The sequence below is a fragment of the Paraburkholderia sp. RAU6.4a genome (genome assembly GCF_050435625.1).
In the GTDB taxonomy this organism is placed as follows: Bacteria; Pseudomonadota; Gammaproteobacteria; order Burkholderiales; family Burkholderiaceae; genus Paraburkholderia; species Paraburkholderia tuberum.
This window is the reverse complement of record NZ_JBNDKQ010000002.1, coordinates 518,937-537,981: the sequence shown is the minus strand read 5'-3', so window position 1 is coordinate 537,981 and position 19,045 is coordinate 518,937. Positions and strand designations below refer to the sequence as shown.

The window sequence follows — 19,045 nt, the reverse complement described above, 5'->3', positions numbered from 1 at the left end:
GGCATGAAGATCAAGAAGGCCATCGACCGCATTCCTGGCGGTCTGATGCTGGTGCCGCTGCTGCTCGGCGCCTGTGTGCATACGTTCGCGCCGGGCGCGGGCAAATACTTCGGCTCGTTCACCAACGGCCTGATTACCGGCACCGTGCCGATCCTCGCGGTATGGTTCTTCTGCATGGGCGCGACGATCGACCTGCGCGCGACCGGCACCGTGCTGCGCAAGTCGGGCACGCTGCTCGTCACCAAGATGCTGGTCGCGTGGATCGTCACGCTGATCGCGGCGCGCTTCATTCCGATCGATGGCATCAAGACCGGGCTGTTCGCGGGACTGTCGATGCTCGCGATCACCACCTCGATGGACATGACCAACGGCGGGCTGTACGCGGCCGTGATGCAACAGTACGGCACGAGGGAAGAGGCGGGCGCGTTCGTGCTGATGTCGGTCGAATCGGGGCCGCTGATCAGCATGATCATTCTGGGTGCGACGGGGGTCGCGTTCTTCGAGCCGCGCCTGTTCGTCGGCGCGGTGCTGCCGTTCCTGATCGGGTTTGCGCTCGGCAACTTCGATAGCGAGCTGCGCGAGCTGTTCGGCCGCTGCGTGCATCCGCTGATTCCGTTTTTCGGCTTTGCGCTCGGCAACGGCATCGATCTGAACGTGATCGTCACGAGCGGCCTGCCGGGCATCGTGCTGGGGCTTGGCGTGATCGTCGTGACTGGCGTGCCGCTGATTCTCGCCGATCGCTGGATTGCCGGCGGCAATGGTGCGGCGGGGCTGGCGGCGTCGTCGACGGCAGGGGCCGCGGTCGCGAATCCGGCGATCATCGCCGACATGATTCCGAGCTTCAAACCGCTGGTGCCGGCCGCGACCGCGATGGTCGCCACCGCTTGCCTCGTGACCGCGATTCTGGTGCCGATCCTCACGGCGCTGTGGGTGCGCCGGCATCATGCGCGCGACGCGCTGCGCGAGGAGTTCGCCACCGCGACGCAGGCGGCGCCGCTCAACGAGCAGCGAGATGCGCCCGTTTGAATGAGTCGGTAGCAGGAAGCCGGCGCGCCGCTCAGCGCGCCAGCTTCGCTTCGAGCATCGCCTTCACCGCCGGCCATTCGTCGTCGATGATGCTAAAGCGCACCGAGTTGCGCTTGCGCCCATCGGGCATGATCCGCTCGTGCCGCACGATGCCTTCCTGTTGCGCGCCGATGCGCAGGATCGCCGCGCGCGATTTGTCGTTGAGCTCGTCGGTCGTGAACTGCACGCGCACGCAGCGCATCACGTCGAACGCGTGGCACAGCAGCAGATATTTCGCCTCGGTGTTCACGACCGAGCGCTGCGCCGAGGCGGCGAGCCACGTATGGCCGATTTCGAGCTTGCGGTTCGCGCGATCGATCTTCCAGAACCGCGTACTGCCGACGATCCGGCCAGCACGGTCATTCTCGTCATCCTCGTCGCGCCGCACGATCACGAACGGCATCACCTTGCCGGCCGCACGGCCGCCGAGCGCGGTGGCGATATAGGCGTCGATCGTCGCCGGGCCCGGCACGACGGTCAGCTTCATGTCCCACAGTTGCCCGTCGGCGGCGGCGTCGACGAGGGCCTGCGCGTGCTCCTCGCGCAGCGGCCGCAGCTCGACGAACGAGCCGCTCAGCGTGGGCTGCATCGATTCGGCGGAAATATCGTTCATGGCAATAAAAAAGGTCCGCGAGCGGAAGACTCGTGGACCTGGCAGATCGGTTGAGCCGCGCTCGGGAACGATGCGAGCGGCAAAACCGCGGCGCCGTTCCCGAAGCGCGTGATTGGCGTGATTAAACCCGTGATTAAACCGACATCACCGTGACCGCCTTGGTCACGAGGTAGGCTTCCATCGCCTCCGGGCCGCCTTCCGAGCCGTAGCCGGAATCCTTGACGCCGCCGAACGGCATTTCCGGCGTCGGCGTGGCAGGCTGGTTGATCCACAGCATGCCGACTTCCATGCGCTGCGACAGCAGGTGCACGTTGGCGAACGACTTCGTGTACGCGTAGCCGGCGAGGCCGAACGGCAAACGGTTCGCTTCGGCGATCGCTTCTTCGAGCTTGTCGAAGCCGCGAATCGCGGCGACCGGGCCGAACGGCTCGTTGTTGAACACGTCGGCGTCGAGCGGCACGTCGGTCAGCACGGTGGCCGCGAAGAAGTTGCCTTCGGTACCGACGCGCTCGCCGCCCGTCGCGACCTTCGCGCCGGTCTTGCGGGCGTCGTCGACGACCTTGGCCATCGCCGTCAGACGGCGCGAGTTGGCGAGCGGCCCGAGCGTCGTGCCTTCGGCGAGGCCGTCGCCGAGCTTCAGGCTTTCAGCGTGCTTGACGAGCGCCGCGGCGAACTCTTCGCGGATGCTGTTGTGCACGAGAAAACGCGTCGGCGAGATGCAGACCTGGCCCGCGTTGCGGAACTTCGCGGCGCCGGCTGCCTTGACGGCGAGCGCGACGTCGGCGTCTTCTGCGACGATCACCGGCGCGTGGCCGCCGAGCTCCATCGTCGCGCGCTTCATGTGCGAGCCGGCCAGCGCCGCGAGCTGCTTGCCGACCGGCGTCGAGCCCGTGAACGTAACCTTGCGGATCACCGGATGCGGGATCAGGTAGCTCGAGATTTCAGCCGGATCGCCGAACACGAGGCCGACCGTGCCGGCCGGCACGCCGGCCTCGACGAAGGCTTGCAGCAGCGCCGCCGGCGACGCCGGGGTTTCTTCCGGCGCCTTGACGAGGAACGAGCAGCCGCAGGCGAGCGCCGCCGACAGCTTGCGCACGACCTGGTTGACCGGGAAGTTCCACGGCGTGAACGCCGCGACCGGGCCGATCGGCTCCTTCAGCACCTGCGACTGCGCGGCAAGGTTGCGTGACGGCACGATGCGGCCATACACGCGGCGGCCTTCGTCCGCGAACCATTCGATGATGTCCGCGGCCGCCAGCACTTCGCCGCGCGCCTCGGCGAACGGCTTGCCCTGTTCCTGCGTCATCAGGCGGCCGATGTCCGCGGCGCGCTCACGCACGAGGGCGGCGGCACGGCGCATGACGGTTGCGCGCTCGTTGGCCGGCACCTTGCGCCAGGCTTCGAAGCCGCGCTGCGCGGCTTCGAGCGCGCGGTCCAGATCGGCGATGCCGGCATGCGCGACCTTGCCGATGGCCTGGCCGGTCGCGGGGTTGATCACGTCGAGGGTCTTGCCGCTGGCGGCGTCGCACCATTCGCCGTTGATCAGAAGACGGGTATCGGTATAGCTCGAGATGGCCATGCTGGGTTCCTGTGAGTGGGAAGACAACTGGCCGCGCGGACGTGCGGCACGAGGCGACATTCCTGCGCGGCCATGAATGAATTGCGGATACCATTTATCTTATCTGATTGCGGGCAATCGCACCGGCGCGGCCCGCAGGCGCCCGGTCGCGGCATGCGGCTTGCTGAGGCTTGGCACCGGAGCGATTTTGCGGGTCGTGCCGGGGCGCCGCGTCAGCGCCGCACGAAACGCTTGCAGGACGCAGCGCTTCATCCATTCAACCGCTACTACAGCGCATCACGAGGACATCGCCATGCCAACCGGAACAGTGAAATGGTTCAACGACGCAAAGGGCTTCGGCTTCATCACTCCCGATGACGGCGGCGAAGATCTGTTCGCCCATTTTTCGGAGATTCGATCCGAAGGTTTCAAGTCGTTGCAGGAAAACCAGAAAGTCAGCTTCGAAATCAAGCAGGGGCCGAAAGGCAAACAGGCGGCCGACATCAAGCCCGTGTGACGCCGGCCGGGCGGCTCGTCCGCATGCGAGGCAACCATGGATAAGGACGCCGCCTACGCGGAGATCGAGCGCAATGGCGGCGCCGCCTATGCGAAAACCTTCGCCGCGCGCTATCCCGACGAACCGCTGACGCCGTTCTGTCATCGCTATCTGTTCGAGCAGACGCAGCGCGACGACGCGGCGCATGAGGCGGCCGCCGCCACGCGCGACGACGAGCGCGGTTTCGCGCTGAGGTCGCTCGCGCGCATGGAGGCGTCGTCGCATATCGCGCAGGCGGCGGCGAGCGCGTCGCGCGACGCTGCGGCCGCCGCCCACACGTCGGCGCGCGCGGCGCGGCGCTCGGCCTTCTGGACCATGATCGCCGCGCTCGCGTCGGCGCTCGGCGTAGTGGTAAACGCGGCCCTCAATCTCGGCTGGCTCGAATGGGCGAGGCATCTCGCGCGATGAGCGACGCGTCGGGCCGAGCGTTCGCGCCCGTGAAGGTGGCGTGAATCGGCGGCGCCGGCGGGGCTCGCCCGCACGCCACGCGAGAACCTATCCATTTACCACGCCGATACGACATCGATGCGACACGATTGCACGAGCGCGTCGATTACACAAATCGCCCCATCGGAGCATGCCGCGCGCGGTCTGAACGCAGTATTATTCTTCAGGTTTCCTTCAGCTTTGCTCCGTACTATTTGCGCCACTGCCCGTGGCCTCTCCGGACCGCGGCCACCGCTACGTGCAGGTCGAGCACAGGCTTTTCCGACCTGCATTCGGGCAATGGAACAGAATAGATTCCCGACTGAAAACCGAAAGCGCCTATAAAGGCTTGCTGGAGCATCCATGAAAACTCTGTTCTTGCAGGCGCCGTCGTACGACGGCTTCGATGGTGGTGCGGGTTCGCGCTATCAGGCCAAGCGTGAAGTTCGCTCGTTCTGGTATCCGACGTGGCTCGCCCAACCCGCGGCACTGGTTCCCGACAGCCGCGTGCTCGACGCCACGGCAGACGGCCTGTCCGTCGACGCCGCCCTCGACATCGCCTCGCAATACGAGCTGGTGGTGATCCACACCAGCACGCCATCCTTCCCGACCGACGCGTTGTTCGCCCAGGACCTCAGGAAGCGCAAGCCGTCGCTGCTGATCGGCATGGTCGGCGCGAAGGTCGCGGTCGATCCGCACAATTCGCTGACCGCGACCGAGGCCATCGACTTCGTGTGTCGCGAGGAATTCGATTTCACACTGCAAGGAAATCGCCGAAGGCAAGCCGTTCGCGCAGATCCTGGGCTTGAGCTATCGCACCCCCGACGGCTCGATCGAGCACAACGAAGCGCGCCCGATCCTCGAGAACATGGACGAGCTGCCGTTCGTCGCGCCGATCTACAAGCGCGATCTGACCATCAAGAATTACTTCAACGGCTACCTGAAGCATCCGTACGTGTCGCTCTACACCGGTCGCGGCTGCCGCTCGAAGTGCACGTTCTGCCTGTGGCCGCAAACGGTCGGCGGCCATCGCTATCGGGTGCGTTCGGTCGAGAACGTGCTCGAGGAAGTCAAGTGGATTCGCGACAACATGCCCGAAGTCAAGGAGATCATGTTCGACGACGACACGTTCACCGACTTCAAACCGCGCGCCGAAGAAATCGCGCGAGGCATGGGCAAGCTGGGCGTCACATGGTCGTGCAACGCGAAGGCGAACGTGCCTTACTCGACGCTGAAGATCATGAGGGAAAACGGCTTGCGCCTGCTGCTGGTCGGCTACGAATCCGGCGACGACCAGATCCTGCTGAACGTCAAGAAGGGCTTGCGTACCGACATCGCGCGGCGCTTCGCCCAGGACTGCCGCACGCTGGGCATCAAGGTGCACGGCACCTTCATTCTCGGCTTGCCGGGCGAGACGCCGGAAACGATCCAGAAGACCATCGAGTACGCGAAAGAGATCAATCCGCTGACGATCCAGGTGTCGCTCGCCGCACCGTACCCGGGCACTACGCTCTATAACCAGGCGGTCGAGAACGGCTGGCTCGCGGAGAACAAGGTGATCAATCTCGTCAGCAAGGAAGGCGTGCAGCTGGCGGCGATCGGCTACCCGCATCTGTCGCGAGACGAGATGTACCATCAGCTCGAAAACTTCTATAAACGCTTTTATTTCCGGCCGTCGAAGATCTGGGAGATCCTGCGCGAAATGCTGACGAGCTGGGACATGATGAAACGGCGCCTGCGCGAAGGCGTCGAATTTTTCCGCTTCCTGCGCGCGCACGAGGCGTGAGCGCCGCACACCTCGCCGCCGTCACGCTCGCGTACGCGTGCGCGGCGGCGACCGTTGTCGGCATCGGCTACACCGTGCTCGCGAGCGCGCTGATCGGGCGCTTCTTCGCGAGGGATGTAGCCGAACCCTCCAGCTTTCCACCCATTACGGTGATCAAACCGTTGCATGGCAACGAGTGGGCGTTGCTCGACAATCTGTCGAGCTTCTGCGCGCAAAATTATCCCGGGCCCGTGCAATTCCTGTTCGGCGTGCATGACTGCGCCGACCCCGCGCTGCAAACCGTCAACGAACTGCGACGTCTCCATCCTCAGGCGGACATCACCGTCGTCGCCGATGCGCGTCTGTACGGCCCGAACCGCAAGATCAGCAATATCCTCAACATGGTGCCGCAGGCGCGCCACGACGTGCTCGTGTTCGCCGACAGCGACGTGTGCGTCGGCCCGGACTATCTGCGCAACGTGATCGGCGAATTGCAGCAGCCGGGCGTCGGGCTCGTCACCTGCGCATATCGCGGCCAGCCCGATCCGGGTTTCTGGCCGCGGCTGTCGGCGATCGCAACCAACTACCAGTTCCTGCCGGGCGTCGTCACCGGACTCGCGCTCGGGCTCGCGCGGCCGTGCTTCGGCCAGACCATCGCGATGCGGCGCGACACCTACGAGCGGATCGGCGGCTTCAAGCCGTTCGTGCAGCATCTGGCCGAGGACTACGAGATCGGCGCGGCGGTGCGCGCGGCGGGCGAGCAGGTCACGATTCCGCCGTTCGCAATCGCGCATGCGTGTGTCGAAGCAAGCGCCGCGCAACTCGTGACGCACGAACTGCGCTGGAGCCGCACGATTCGCCGCATCGATCCGCTCGGACACTTCGGCACGGCGCTCGTGCATCCGTTGCCGTTCGCGCTGCTCGCGCTCGCGTGCTCGGGCGGCGCGCCGTGGGCGTGGCTGCTCGCGGCAGTGACGGTGGTCGCGCGTCTCGCGTTGAAGTGGCGTGCGGATCGGGCGTTGCGTCAACGCTGCCGCGATCTGTGGCTTCTGCCGTTATGGGATATCGTATCGTTTGCGATTTTCGTCGCGAGCTTCCGCTCGTCGCGGGTGATCTGGCGGGGCTTCAGCTTCAAGGTCGACGGCGATGGGCTGCTGTCGGCGGCGCAGGACGAATGACGAACGAACGGCAGATTGGGCTGGCAATGAACGAAGTAGTTTCGAGCGGGCGAAACGGGAGCGCCCTGGAGACGCATGGCAGCGCCCCGGCGACACGCGGCGTGCGGCGCATCACGTATACCGAGGTCGTGTGCGAGGTGCCCGCATGATGAAGCATCTGGGCCGCGCGGCTGCGCTCGCGGGTTTGCTGATCTCTTTGTGGCTCGTCTGGCGCGAAGATCCGCGCGCGGTGCTCAGCGCGTTGCGCGCGGCTGGCGCGGGCCTCGTGGTGGCCGCGCTCGCGCATGTGCTGCCGATGATCGCCAACGCGTGCGACTGGCGCTCGCTGATTCGCGGCGCGAACCGCCCCAGCTTCGGCAGGATGCTGCATCTGGTGTGGGTGCGCGAATCGGTCAACTGCATGCTGCCGGTCGCGCGGATCGGCGGCGAACTCGTGTCGTTCCGTATGTTCAAGCGCTGGGGCGTCAGGCCGTCGACAGCGGTGGCCAGCACCATCGTCGACATGCAACTGACCGTGATCAGCCAGCTGATGTTCACGATGGTCGGGATTGGTTTTCTGTTCGCCAATGCGCAATCGGGCGCGCTGCGGCTCGCCGGGCAGCTCGCGTGGGGCGTGGTCGCGTTGACGCCGGTGCTGTTGCTGTTCGGGCTCGTCCAGCATGCCAATCCGTTCGAGCGCATCACGCGCGTGGCGAACCGCGTGACGAGCGGCAAGCTAACCGCGCTGGTCGGCCAGTCCGCGCAGATCGATCAGTCGATCAAGGTGATCTGGCGCCGCCGCGCGGTCGTGCTGCGCTATCTGTTCTTCTGGCAGCCGCTGCAATGCGTGCTGACCTCGCTCGAAATCTGGCTCGCGCTGTATTTCCTCGGCGCGCGCGTGACGCTCGTCGAGGCGATCGTGATCGAATCGCTGATCCAGGCGGTCAGCAGCGCCGCGTTCTTCGTGCCGGGCGGGCTCGGCGTGCAGGAGGGCGCTTTCATACTGATTGGCGGCGCACTGGGGCTCGACCCCGCCACCTGTCTCGCGCTCGCGGCCGCGCGGCGAATTCGCGATCTGCTGATATTCGTGCCGGGCCTGATCGCGTGGCAGCTGTTCGAGGCGTCCGGCAGCGCGCGGCCGCATGCCGCACCGCACGGCGTGCGCGCCGAACTGGCCAAGCAGCGTTCGGGCGTCGCTGACGCGAACCGGGGCGGCGAGCGGCGCTGAGCGATTGGCGCGCGCCTTCAGCGCGTCGCGCGATAGGCCGGAAACGACACCCGCACCGCAAGCCCCTGGTCCCCGATCCCGGCGCCTAGCTGCAGACTCGCGCCGAAATGCTCGGCGATCCGCGCAACGATCGACAAACCGAGCCCGCTGCCGGTCGCCTGATTGCCGGTCGCGCGGAAAAAGCGGTTCGTGAGCCGCGCGAGATCGTCCGGCGCGACGCCGGGGCCGTCGTCGCGCACGATCAGCTGCACCTGCTCGTCGGCATGGCGCACCGCCACTTCGACAGTGCCGCCCGAGCGTCCGTACTTGATCGCGTTATCGAGCAGATTGTCGAGCAGGATGCCGATCAGCACGGGCTCCGCGTCGATCTCGGCGAGCATGTCGCCGACCAGCATCACATTGATGTGCTTCTGTTGCGCATTGCGCCTGTTCGCGAGCAGCGTATCTTTCGCGATCGCCGCCGGCCTCAGCGGCTCGGTGGGCAGCTTCTCCTGCACGTCGAGCCGCGCGAGCAGCAGCAGTTGCTCGGCGAGCCGCGCGCTGCGATCGACGCCTTGCACGACGCGCTCCATCGCGAGCCGCTGCAGCGCGATGTCGGGCTCGGCGAGCGCGACCTGCGCCTGTACCTTGATCGCGGCGAGCGGCGTCTTCAGTTCGTGCGCGGCATCGGCGGTGAAGGCGCGCTCCAGCTCGCGTGCATGGTGCAGACGCGCCAGCATCTGGTTGATCGCGTCGACGAGCGGGCGCACCTCGAGCGGCGTGCGGCCGATGCCGACCGGGTCCATGCGGTTGATGTCGCGCGAACGGATCGCGGCCGACAACACCTTCAGCGGCGCGAGACTCCAGCCGATGCTGAGCCACACGAGCACCGCGAGCACTGGCAGCGCGATCAGCGTGGGCCGCGCGATGCGGCTCGCGACACCGCTCACCAGGTCGCTGCGGGTGTTGGCCAGTTCGAACACGCGCACGCTGTGACCGAGCGCCGTTTCGCGCAACGTGAACGAGTGATAGAGCTGGCCGCCCAACGTGACGTCCTGCGCGCCGCTCGCGGGCGGCAACGGCAAATCCCACGCGGCGAGCGCATGCAGTTGCGGGCTGCCCGCCAGAATGGCGCCGTTGGCCGCGCGCACCTGGAAGAGGGCGTCGCGCGGCAGCGTGTCGTCGTCGTCGAGATCGCTCGCGCCGGGCTCACCGCCTCTCTCTTCTTCGCGCACGTCGATGCGCGCATTGGCGAGCGTCATCAGATTCGTCGAATCGAGCAGCGCGAGCATCTGCGCGAGTTCGGCGAGACGCGCTCGTTCCCACTCGGCGACTTCGTGGATGGCTTGCCGGTAGCTCGACGCGAGCGCGCCGCCCCATACGATCGCGATGCTCGCGAGCACGAGCAGCACGAGGCGCCGCCGAATCGACGGACCGATCATTCTTTCTCCATCACATAGCCGATGTTGCGCACGGTCTTGATCAGGCTTGCGCCGAGCTTCTTGCGCAGGTTCGACACGTGCACCTCGATCGCATTGCTTTCGATTTCTTCCTGCCAGCCGTACAGGCTTTCTTCGAGCCGCGAGCGCGACTGAGGAATGCCGAGATTGGTCAGCAGTTGCAGCAGGATCGCCCATTCGCGCGACGTGAGCGGCACGCGCGCCTCGTCGATCTGCACCGTTTGGGCGGCCGGATTCACTGTCAGATTCTGGTAACGAATCAGATCGATACTGCGACCTTGTGCGCGACGCAACAGCGCGCGGCACCGCGCCACCAGCTCGGTGAGATCGAACGGCTTGCCGAGATAGTCGTCGGCGCCCGCTTCGAGTCCGCCGACGCGATCGACGACCGTGCCTTTTGCGGTCAACACCAGCACCGGCACGTCATTGCCGGCGTCGCGCACGCGTTTGAGCAGCTCCGTGCCGCTCACGCGCGGCAGGCCGAGGTCGAGTACTACCAAGGCATATTGAGTCGTGTCGAGCGCGAGGCCGGCCTTGTGGCCGTCGCGTGCCCAGTCGACTGTGAAGCCGGCCTGACGAAGGCCTGCCTCGACACCGCAGCCGATGAGTTCGTCGTCTTCTACGAGGAGTAAGCGCATGAGGCAAATATTCCATTGTGGGGCTTTGCATAACGTCGAGCATTTTGAAGCAAGCGGCATTGATGCACATCGACGAACCATCTGCCGCGTTCCGAAGTGTAACCACGCCGTTCGTTAGCCGCTTCATGCCATGCGCGTGGTTAAGGTTTCCTTCAGCTTGAATCGATACCATCGACGCGCTATAAATGGTCGTCGCAGATCGTAATGCATGTGCGAGACCACGTTGTCGTCAGACCATCGCAACCTGATCGTAAGGACTTCGATGGAGCGACGCGCGAGGCATTCTTTATGCTGGTCGATGGCGTCAATGGACGATCTCGACGAGTCCCGCCATTGCCAGCATCCGGTCAGGCCGCAAGGCCGCGCACGAGGCACGTTATGAAGCGAGTCACCATCGACATGCTACGAGCCCATCTGCTAGTGGCGTCTCTGACGGCCGCGGGCACCGAAGCGCTGTTGTGCATGGCGTTGCCGGTACTGCCGGTCTCTGACGCTTTTTTCGCTTCGGCATCGTTCAGGCTGTTCGCGCTCGCGCTGATCATCGGCGGCGTGGTGATCGCGCGCGAATTTGCCGAGGTCGCCTTCGAAGTCGCGGTGCGGCGCGACTGCGCGACTCGCGCTGCTCGCGGCGCATGGCCCGCCGTGATCGCAGCGAATTGTCCGCGCCGGTGGCTCGTCGTGCTTCATCTGCGACTAACGGGGCAACCTTTCGTGCTGGCCGAGCACTGACGGACACGGACGGCACACAATGGCGGCGCACGCGTTGATTGCATGTCAATGGCTTCTGTTAGCCGCCTGCGTTAGCGCTTCGATCTACACGGCAGCCGCCGCGCTCGCCATGCCGTTTTTCACCGCCCGACATAAATCGAACCATCATGGGGGCAGGGCCGTCAATCGCGCGCTCAGCCGTTCGCTGACGGATTCGCTCGATTGCCCAACCGGGCGGTTCGCGCAGGTCGGTGTCAGCGTGCTGAAGCCGCTGTGCGGCGCCGAGCCGCGTCTCTACGAAAATCTGCGAACCTTCTGCGAGCAGCGACATCAGCATTTTCAGCTGGTGTTGGGTGTGTCGTCCCCGCAAGATCCCGCCATCGCGGTGGTGCGCCGATTGCAGGCCGCCTATCCGAAGTGCGACATCGAGCTTGCAATCGACACACGCGTACACGGCAGCAATCTGAAAGTCAGCAACCTGATCAACATGGCGGCACGCGCGCGCCACGACGTGATCGTGATCGCCGACAGCGACATCGCGGTCGACCCGGACTATCTCGACAGCGTCGCCGCGCCGCTCGCGGACCCGAACGTCGGCGTGGTCACGTGCCTGTACGTCGCGCGCGGCGTCGGCGGCTTCTGGCCGCGTGTCGGTGCGCTGTTCATCAACGAGTGGTTCGCGCCCTCGGTGCGGGTCGCCCATGCAATGGGCTCGCGCCGCTTCGGCTTCGGCGCGACGCTCGCGTTGCGGCGCGCGACGTTGGAGCGCATCGGCGGCTTCGAAGCGCTGAAAAACTGCCTCGCCGACGACTACTGGCTCGCCGAGCACGTGCGCGCGCTCGGTCTGCAAACGGTGCTGTCGCGCGTGATGGTCGCGACCGACGTGATCGAGCCGACCTTCGCGGCGCTGTGGCAGCGCGAAACGCGCTGGCTGCGCACGATCCGCTCGGTCAATCCGCCGGGCTTCGTGTCGCTGCTGATCACGTTCCCCACGCCGTGGCTGTTGACGAGCGCGGGGCTGACCGTGTCGCACGTGACGTGTGCTCACGCGCCTTTCGCGGCGGTGGTCGCGAGCGCGTCGGCCACCGCGGTCTGCGTTGGCGCGCGCCTGCTGCTGCACCTGCGCGCGGCACGCCGCGCGCGCACGTTCTGGCGCGATCTGCCGCTGGTGCCGTTGCGCGATACGCTGCTCGCGCTCCAGTGGCTCGTCAGCGCGTTCGGTTCGCACGTCGTGTGGCGCGGCGAGCGCATGCAGCTCGGCACGCCGTCCGCCGAGCGCAGCGGCCGGCTGGACAGCCTCACGTGATGGACAGCGCAAAACCCACCCAGCCGCGCGGACTGATCACCACCGCCGACGATTTTGGTCTGCATCAGCGTGTCAATATCGCGGTCGAGCGCGCGCATCGCAACGGTGTGCTGCGCGCCGCGAGTCTGATGGTCGGCGCGCCGGCCGCCAAAGACGCGGTCGCGCGCGCGCGTATGCTGCCGGAACTGCGCGTGGGTCTGCATCTGGTGCTGGCCGACGGCGCCGCGCTGGCGCCGCGCGAGCAGGTCGCCGCGCTGCTCGACGAGAATGGCCGCTTCGGCAGCAACATGGTGCGTGACGGTGTGCGCTTCTTTTTTCTGCCGCACGTGCGCCGGCAGCTCGCGCACGAAATTCGCGCGCAATTCGAAGCCTTCGCCGCGACCGGCCTTACGCTCGACCACGTGAACACGCACAAGCATTTTCATCTGCATCCGACCGTGCTCGGCCTGATCCTCGACATCGGCCGCGACTACGGCATGAAGGCGATGCGTCTGCCGTTCGAAGCGAACGCGCCGCTGTGGCTGCGGCCGTGGATCGCGCACGTGAAGACGCGGCTCGAGCGCGCGGGGATCGCGCACAACGACTACGTGGTCGGCATCGCGGCGAGCGGGCGCATGGACGAGGCGACCTGGCTCGCCGCGCTCGCGAATCTGCCGCAGGGTGTCGGCGAAATCTACTGTCATCCGGCGCTGGCCGGCGACGCGCTGAGCGACGGCATGCACGACTACCGGCATGCCGACGAGTTGCAGGCGCTGCTGTCGCCACGGGTGGCCGCCGCGATCCGCGCGCTTGGGGGGCGGCTCGGCGGGTTCGCGGATGTGCTTGCGTAGCGCCATGCTTCGCGAAACGCGGAAAACTTTGGCCACGCTCACACCGGCTGCTTTTTCATCAACAGCTTCAGCAACGCCGGCAGCAGCAACAGCACGAGCGGCAACTGCACGATCAGTCCCGAAATGATCGCGATCGCGAGCGGTTGCTGCATCGCCGAGCCTTGCCCCAGCGCGAACGCGAGCGGCAACAGCGCGAGGATCGCGGCGATCGTCGTCATCGCGATCGGCCGCAGACGGTTGCGGCCGGCGGCCTGCAACGCGTCGTCGAAGGGCATCTCGTCGTCGCGCACCAGCGCCTGCAATTCCGACACATAGAAGATCGCGACTTCCGTGACGATGCCGATGATCATCGTCATGCCCATCATCGCGGAGATGTTCAACTCGATGCCGGTGATCCACAGGCCGATGAACACCGCGCCGGCCGCGAGCAGCGGCATCGCCAGCACCGCGAGCGCGACGCGCAGGCGCTCGTACAGGAACAGCAGGAGGCCGAACACGAGTGCGATCGCGGCGCCGAACACGGTCAACAGACCCTTGAAGGCGATCTGCTGTTGCTGGTACAGACCGCCGAGCTCGTAATAGACGCCCGAGGGCAGCAGGTTCGCATCGCCGAGCGCCTTCTGCACGTCGGCGATCGTCGAGCCGAGATCGCGCCCGTCGATGCGCGCGGTGACCGCAACCATCCGCTTCAGATTCGAGCGGCTGATCTCGGGCTGACCGGTGACGCTCACGCGATCGGCGACGCGCTTCAGCGCGAACAGATGTCCGTCCGGCGCGCGTATCTGTAGCTGACCCAGTTGCGTATCAGTCATCTGGCGCGCGCCGTTCACGCGCACGCGCACACCGACCGTTTTCGGGCCGCTCTGGAACTGCGTTGCGACATTGCCTTCGAGCATGTCGGTGACGGCCTGCGCGATCGCTTGCGGGTCCATGCCTTCGGCCGCGGCAGCGGCGGGCAGGATGTGCAGCTCGATCGCGTCGCCGGCGGGATTGATGCCGTCGTTCACGTCGACGATGCCCTGAATCCGGCCGATGCGCGCGGCGACCTTGCGCGCGGTCGTGTCGAGCGTGCGCGGGTCGTCGGAGAAGATCTTGATCTGCACCGGCTGCGGCACCGCGGTCAGATCGCCGATCAGGTCTTCCATCAGCTGCGCGAGCTCGATGCTGACGCCCGGCACCTGCATGTCGATCTGCGAGCGGATTTCTTCCATCACGGCGTCGATCGGCTCGCGTTTGCCGGACTTCAGCCGCACGAAGAAGTCGCCCTTGTTCGGCTCGTTCAGATCGCCGCCGAGGCCCGCGCCGGTGCGGCGCGAATAGGTCGCGACGTTCGGGTTCGCGCGCACGATCTGCTCGATCTGCTTCATCAGCCGGTCCGTTTCGGTGATCGAGGTGCCCGGCTGCGTGTGATAGTCGAGCACGAAGCCGCCTTCGTCCATGCTCGGCATGAAGCCGCTGCCGACCCGCGTGAACGCGAACGCCGCGATGACGATCAACGGCACGACGCCGAGCAGCACGAGCGGCGGCCTCGCGATCACGCGCCCGACCGTCACCGCATAGCGCCGGTTCAGCCACGCGGCGAAACGTGTTTCCTGGTGCTCCTCGGCGTCTTTGGGCTTCAGCCAGTGGTCGCACAGGATCGGCACCGCGAGCCATGTGACGAGGAACGAAATGAACAGCGCGCTCGCCATCGTCAGCGACAGCGACTTGAAAAAGGCCCCCGTCACGCCCGACAGAAACGCGAGCGGCACGAAGATGATCAGCGTCGCCGCCGACGAACCCGCGAGCGGCCGCGTGAATTCGAGCGCCGCGGCCATCACGCGGCCGTGGAACGCGCGCGCGCCGGCTTCGCGCATGCGCCGCACGATGTGCTCGATCATCACGATCGCGTCGTCGATGACGAGGCCGACCGCGGCCGCCATACCGCCCAGCGTCATGATGTTGAAGCCCATGCCGAACACGTCGAGCAGCAGGATCGTCGCGGCCATCACGACCGGCACCAGCGCGACCGCGATCGCGGTGATCTTCCAGTTGCGCAGGAAGAAGAACAGCGTCAACGCCGCGAGCACGATGCCGATCATGATCGCGTCGCGCACGCTGGTGGCAGACGCGATCACGAGTTCGCTCTGGTCGTACCAGTTCGACAGATGCACGCCCGCGGGCATCTGCGGCTCGAATGCCGCGATCTTCGCGCGGATCGCGCGCGCCATCGCGACACTGTTGGCGCCGGGCTGCTGGTACACGTTCAGTAGCACCGCATCCTGACCATCGGCGGTGACGCGCATCCATTGCGGCACCACGCCCCGGCTCACCGCCGCGACGTCGCCAAGACGGATCTGCGCGCCGTTCGCATTGCCGTTGGCGGACACGACGACGTTGCGCAATTCGTCGAGCTGCGTGATCGTCGAGTTCGTGACGACGAGGTACAGCTTGTCGTGATCCTCGATGCGGCCGTTCGCCATCAGCACGTTGCTCGCGCCGATCGCCTTCGATACATCGGCGAGCGACAGCTTGTACGCGGCGAGGCGGGCGGGATCGACCGCGACTTCGAACTCGTCCTGCGCGCCGCCGGTCACCTCGACGCGCGCGACGCCTTCCACCGACGACAGCAGCGGCCGCATCTGGAACTGCGCGAGATCGTGCAGCGCCGATAGCGACTGCCGCGTCGACGTGAGGCTGTACGCGAGCACCGGAAACACGGTCGGGTCCATGCGCCGCACATGCATCGTCGTGCCGGGCGGCAGCGTCGCGAGAATTTCGCTGATCGCCGATTGCGCCTGCAAGGTCGCCTGCGCCATGTCGGTGCCCCAGTCGAAGTTCAGCGAGATCTCCGCGGCGCCGCGGCTCGTCCTCGATTCGACGTCGCGCACGTTCGGCACACGGCGCAGCGCTTCCTCGACCGGCATCGTGACGAGCGTCGTCATCTGCTCGGCGGGGCGGTCGCCCGCGTCGAGCGACACGACCGCGCGCGGAAACGCGACGTTCGGAAACAGCGAGATCGGCAGACGGAATGCGCTCAGCGCGCCGGCTATCGCGAGCAAGGCGATGACGAACAGCAGCGAGCGGCGATGCGTCTGCATCCATTGACCGAAGTTCATCGCGCGCCATCCCCGCCGGCGCGTACCGCCATGCCGTCTTTCAGCTCGTAGTTGCCGCTGCTCACGACGCCGAGCATGGGGTCGAGCGGCCCGTCGACGCCGTAGCGCTCGCCGTTTTCGACCGCGATGCTCACCGCGACGCGGCGCGCCTTGTTTTGCGGCGTGATCTGGAACACGTACGCGTGTTGGCCATCCTGCAGCACGGCCGCGCGCGGCACGATCCAGTGCGTGCCGGTGCGCGTCGCGATGTCGCCAGAAACGCGTGTGCCGGGGATGAACGGCGTCTGCGCGAGCGGTACCGTCACGCCCATGTTGACCAGTTGCGATTGCGGATCGATCGCGGCTCCGACGAGCACCACGCGGCCTTCGATCGACGTCTGTGCGAGTGCCGTGGACAGGCCGTGCAGCGTGACGATGTCGCCGGGATGGATCGAGGCGGCGTCGGTGGGCTCGACGCCGAGCGTCACGTTTGCGCGCGCGTCGCGGCTCGCGCCACTCGCGAGTTGCAGAATCGCCGCGCCCGCTTGCACCTGGTCGCCTTGTGCCGCCGATAGCTGCAGCACCACGCCGTCGAACGGCGCGGTTACGACCTTGTTGCCGCTCGTGATGCCGGTCTGATTCTGCGCGGCGAGCGCTTCGCGCGCATCGTCGACGGCCTTGCTCGCGCTGGCGAGCTGCGATTGCGTCGCGAGCCCCTTGTCGTACAGCGACCGGGTACGCACGAGTTCGCCTTGCGCGAGCGTCAGCGCGCTTCTCGCCTGGGTGGCGGCAAGCACCGCGGCAGGATCGGCCTGCACGACGAAGAGCGGTGTGCCGCGTTTGACGGTCTCGCCCGCCTGCACGCGCATCTGCACGATACGCGACAGGTAGGGCAGGTTGATCGTCGTCAGGTTCGATGCGGTGGCCGCGACGATCCCGAAGCCGCGCACCGGCTGCGCGATTGCGGCGCGCTGCACGCGCACGGTCTGTACCGCGACCGACGGTTGAGCTTCGCTGGCGGCGTTGTCGTCCGCACGAACCGGATGGACCGATGCATACAGCAGGATCGCGCAAACGAGCGGCGCGGCGACGGCCGCAACGCGCGGCCACGGATGCCGCGACGAGAAGAGGCTATTTCGCATGAGTGTCGATGAAAGTCTGAGCGGAAGAGAAAGCATCGGGAATCGCGCTGCCGAGCAGCGCCTGCAAGCCGACGCGTTGTTCGTCGAGCGCTTCGCGCAGCGTCGCGACGTCGATGCGTTTCGCGAGCGCGGCGCTTTGCGCATCGGTGTATGCGCCGAGCACGAGGTTGTGTTCGGCGTAGGCCGCCGCGGCTTCGCGCGCGGCGCGCTCGACGCCGGGCAGCGCGGCTTCGGTCTGCTGCAATTGGCGCGCGAGAATCGCGCTGTCTTCGCGTAGCCGGGCGACGTCCGCATACGCCTGGTTCAGGCGGGTCTGGTACTCGTCGCGAAGCCGCTGGCGGGTCGCTTTTTCGATCGCGACATTGCCCTGGTTGCGGTTGAAGATCGGCAGACTCAGGTTGACCTGAAAGCCGCTCGTGTAGATGTTCGACGTGTCGCGCGCCCGCACGAAGCCGACCGACAGACTCGGGAACTGGCTCAGAATCGCCGCGCGATATTTCTGCTCCTGCGCTTCGTAGCCTGCCTGCAGCGCGATCAGGTCGGGGCGGCGGCGGGCGAGCTCGGCGAGCGCTGAGTCGAGTGTGGCGTCGGGGAGCGGCGCGACGACATCGTCGCTGCCCGATCGCAATTGCAATTGCACGTCGGGCGCGAGGCCCAGCAACGCATTCAGATCGTGATGGGTTTGCGCGGCCGCGCGCTCGGCATCGGTGTATTGCTTGCGGGCGTCGCCGTAGGCGAGCAGCGCGGCGGTGAGCGTATCGTCGGTCAGATTGCCAGCGGCGCGCGCCGCGGCCATGCGCTCGTAGCGCGTGCGCGCGAGCTCGCGCTGCTGTTGCAACAGCGGCAGCGTGCGCTGCTGGAAGCAGCGCTTCACGAACAGCTGCCGCGCTTGCGCGACGACCTGCCATTCCTGCCACAGCAGGCCGAGATCGGTCTTCGCGAGCGTCGCGTCGGCGGACTGTTTATTCGCGCTGCGCAGCACGATCGCCATCACGTCGATGCTGAGGCCATAATTGAACGCGCGCGTGGTGCCGGCCGCGCCCGGATAATCGCTCGACACGCTCAGTTGCGGGTCGGGCAGCAGACCCGCCGAATATGCCTGCGCGCCGGCAATGCCGAGATCGTCGCGGGCCAGTTTCAGACCGGGGTTGTTGGCGACCGCGAGCATCGCGACTTCATCGATGTCGAGCCCGTCGGCGGGATCGAAACGATGCGCGGCCAGTCCGGGCAGCGGCATGCTGGCGGGATCGATGCGGATCCGTTCGAGCGATCGCGCGGACGTCGAGGTGTCCTGCGGCGCGAGCGGCTCGCGGTGATAGGTCGCACAGCCGCTCATCAGCAGCACGCACAACGGCATCAGTGCGCGCCGACGCAGCGCCGCCACGGGATGGAAATCGGGCAAAATCCGGCTCCTGCGAATCATCGGAAGGGGCGAGCGACTCGCGAACGAGGCCTCGCAGAGAGGGCTGATTTTCCGCAGCGCGCGCTTAAGACAGCCTTAACGTCGAATCGCGCGACCCGGGCCGTGCGAAATCGA

Annotated in this window: 15 protein-coding genes and 1 pseudogene; 9 read left to right on the top strand and 7 right to left on the bottom strand. The window is 66.4% G+C overall.

Annotated elements, in window-relative coordinates; all coding sequences use genetic code 11:
• The first annotated feature begins 3 nt into the window (after positions 1-3).
• Positions 4-1,026 carry a 2-keto-3-deoxygluconate transporter gene (gene kdgT / locus OKW40_RS07220; protein ID WP_429488962.1) on the top strand — a complete coding sequence of 341 codons (1,023 nt, stop codon included), beginning with the start codon at positions 4-6 and terminating at the stop codon, positions 1,024-1,026.
• A gap of 31 nt (positions 1,027-1,057) precedes the next feature.
• On the opposite strand, the gene OKW40_RS07215 is transcribed toward kdgT, so the two are convergent.
• Positions 1,058-1,678: a GNAT family N-acetyltransferase gene (locus tag OKW40_RS07215; protein ID WP_429488960.1), complete on the bottom strand. Its 621-nt coding sequence runs from the start codon at positions 1,676-1,678 to the stop codon at positions 1,058-1,060.
• Between the two features lie 133 nt (positions 1,679-1,811).
• On the bottom strand, positions 1,812-3,257 hold the full coding sequence (locus tag OKW40_RS07210) for an NAD-dependent succinate-semialdehyde dehydrogenase (RefSeq protein WP_184067722.1): 1,446 nt from the start codon (positions 3,255-3,257) through the stop codon (positions 1,812-1,814).
• A gap of 292 nt (positions 3,258-3,549) precedes the next feature.
• Between OKW40_RS07210 and OKW40_RS07205 the strand changes: the two genes are divergently transcribed.
• The 5 genes and pseudogenes from OKW40_RS07205 to OKW40_RS07185 all read left to right on the top strand — a co-directional run bounded on the left by OKW40_RS07205 (position 3,550) and on the right by OKW40_RS07185 (position 8,368).
• On the top strand, positions 3,550-3,753 hold the full coding sequence (locus tag OKW40_RS07205) for a cold-shock protein (RefSeq protein ID WP_007181784.1): 204 nt from the start codon (positions 3,550-3,552) through the stop codon (positions 3,751-3,753).
• Between the two features lie 36 nt (positions 3,754-3,789).
• Positions 3,790-4,200, top strand: coding sequence for a hypothetical protein (locus OKW40_RS07200; RefSeq protein WP_429488958.1), 411 nt, complete (start codon positions 3,790-3,792; stop codon positions 4,198-4,200).
• A 381-nt stretch (positions 4,201-4,581) separates the two neighbouring features.
• Positions 4,582-6,004 (top strand): annotated as a pseudogene (hpnJ, locus tag OKW40_RS07195) (hopanoid biosynthesis associated radical SAM protein HpnJ).
• A complete protein-coding gene (hpnI, locus tag OKW40_RS07190) occupies positions 6,001-7,161 on the top strand; it encodes a bacteriohopanetetrol glucosamine biosynthesis glycosyltransferase HpnI (RefSeq protein ID WP_090805232.1) in 1,161 nt (386 codons plus the stop codon). The pseudogene hpnJ and the gene hpnI (OKW40_RS07190) overlap by 4 nt, the downstream one beginning before the upstream one ends.
• A gap of 145 nt (positions 7,162-7,306) precedes the next feature.
• Positions 7,307-8,368 (top strand): lysylphosphatidylglycerol synthase domain-containing protein, encoded by a 1,062-nt coding sequence (locus tag OKW40_RS07185; RefSeq protein ID WP_184067713.1) that lies wholly within the window; start codon positions 7,307-7,309, stop codon positions 8,366-8,368.
• A 17-nt stretch (positions 8,369-8,385) separates the two neighbouring features.
• On the opposite strand, the gene OKW40_RS07180 is transcribed toward OKW40_RS07185, so the two are convergent.
• On the bottom strand, positions 8,386-9,789 hold the full coding sequence (locus tag OKW40_RS07180; protein WP_184067710.1) for an ATP-binding protein: 1,404 nt from the start codon (positions 9,787-9,789) through the stop codon (positions 8,386-8,388).
• Positions 9,786-10,445, bottom strand: coding sequence for a response regulator (locus OKW40_RS07175; protein WP_090805227.1), 660 nt, complete (start codon positions 10,443-10,445; stop codon positions 9,786-9,788). Before OKW40_RS07175 ends, OKW40_RS07180 begins: the two co-directional genes overlap by 4 nt.
• A 378-nt stretch (positions 10,446-10,823) precedes the next feature.
• Between OKW40_RS07175 and OKW40_RS07170 the strand changes: the two genes are divergently transcribed.
• Genes OKW40_RS07170 through hpnK form a run of 3 tightly spaced genes read left to right on the top strand, consistent with a single transcriptional unit; the run spans position 10,824 to position 13,289 of the window.
• The gene (locus OKW40_RS07170) at positions 10,824-11,174 is read left to right on the top strand and encodes a hypothetical protein (protein WP_184043340.1); all 351 of its coding nucleotides are present in this window, start codon (positions 10,824-10,826) and stop codon (positions 11,172-11,174) included.
• A 19-nt stretch (positions 11,175-11,193) separates the two neighbouring features.
• Entirely contained in the window at positions 11,194-12,459 is a 1,266-nt protein-coding gene (hpnI, locus tag OKW40_RS07165; RefSeq protein WP_429488955.1) for a bacteriohopanetetrol glucosamine biosynthesis glycosyltransferase HpnI, read from the top strand.
• Entirely contained in the window at positions 12,459-13,289 is an 831-nt protein-coding gene (gene hpnK, locus OKW40_RS07160) for a hopanoid biosynthesis-associated protein HpnK (protein ID WP_429488953.1), read from the top strand. Before hpnI (OKW40_RS07165) ends, hpnK begins: the two co-directional genes overlap by 1 nt.
• Before the next feature lie 38 nt (positions 13,290-13,327).
• Here the strand turns inward: hpnK and OKW40_RS07155 are convergent, their stop codons facing one another.
• Genes OKW40_RS07155 through OKW40_RS07145 form a run of 3 tightly spaced genes read right to left on the bottom strand, consistent with a single transcriptional unit; the run spans position 13,328 to position 18,910 of the window.
• The gene (locus OKW40_RS07155) at positions 13,328-16,387 is read right to left on the bottom strand and encodes an efflux RND transporter permease subunit (protein WP_429408399.1); all 3,060 of its coding nucleotides are present in this window, start codon (positions 16,385-16,387) and stop codon (positions 13,328-13,330) included.
• Positions 16,384-17,508: an efflux RND transporter periplasmic adaptor subunit gene (locus tag OKW40_RS07150; RefSeq protein ID WP_429488951.1), complete on the bottom strand. Its 1,125-nt coding sequence runs from the start codon at positions 17,506-17,508 to the stop codon at positions 16,384-16,386. Before OKW40_RS07150 ends, OKW40_RS07155 begins: the two co-directional genes overlap by 4 nt.
• Positions 17,498-18,910: a TolC family protein gene (locus OKW40_RS07145; RefSeq protein WP_184067697.1), complete on the bottom strand. Its 1,413-nt coding sequence runs from the start codon at positions 18,908-18,910 to the stop codon at positions 17,498-17,500. The genes OKW40_RS07150 and OKW40_RS07145 overlap by 11 nt, the downstream gene beginning before the upstream one ends.
• Positions 18,911-19,045: the final 135 nt, after the last annotated feature.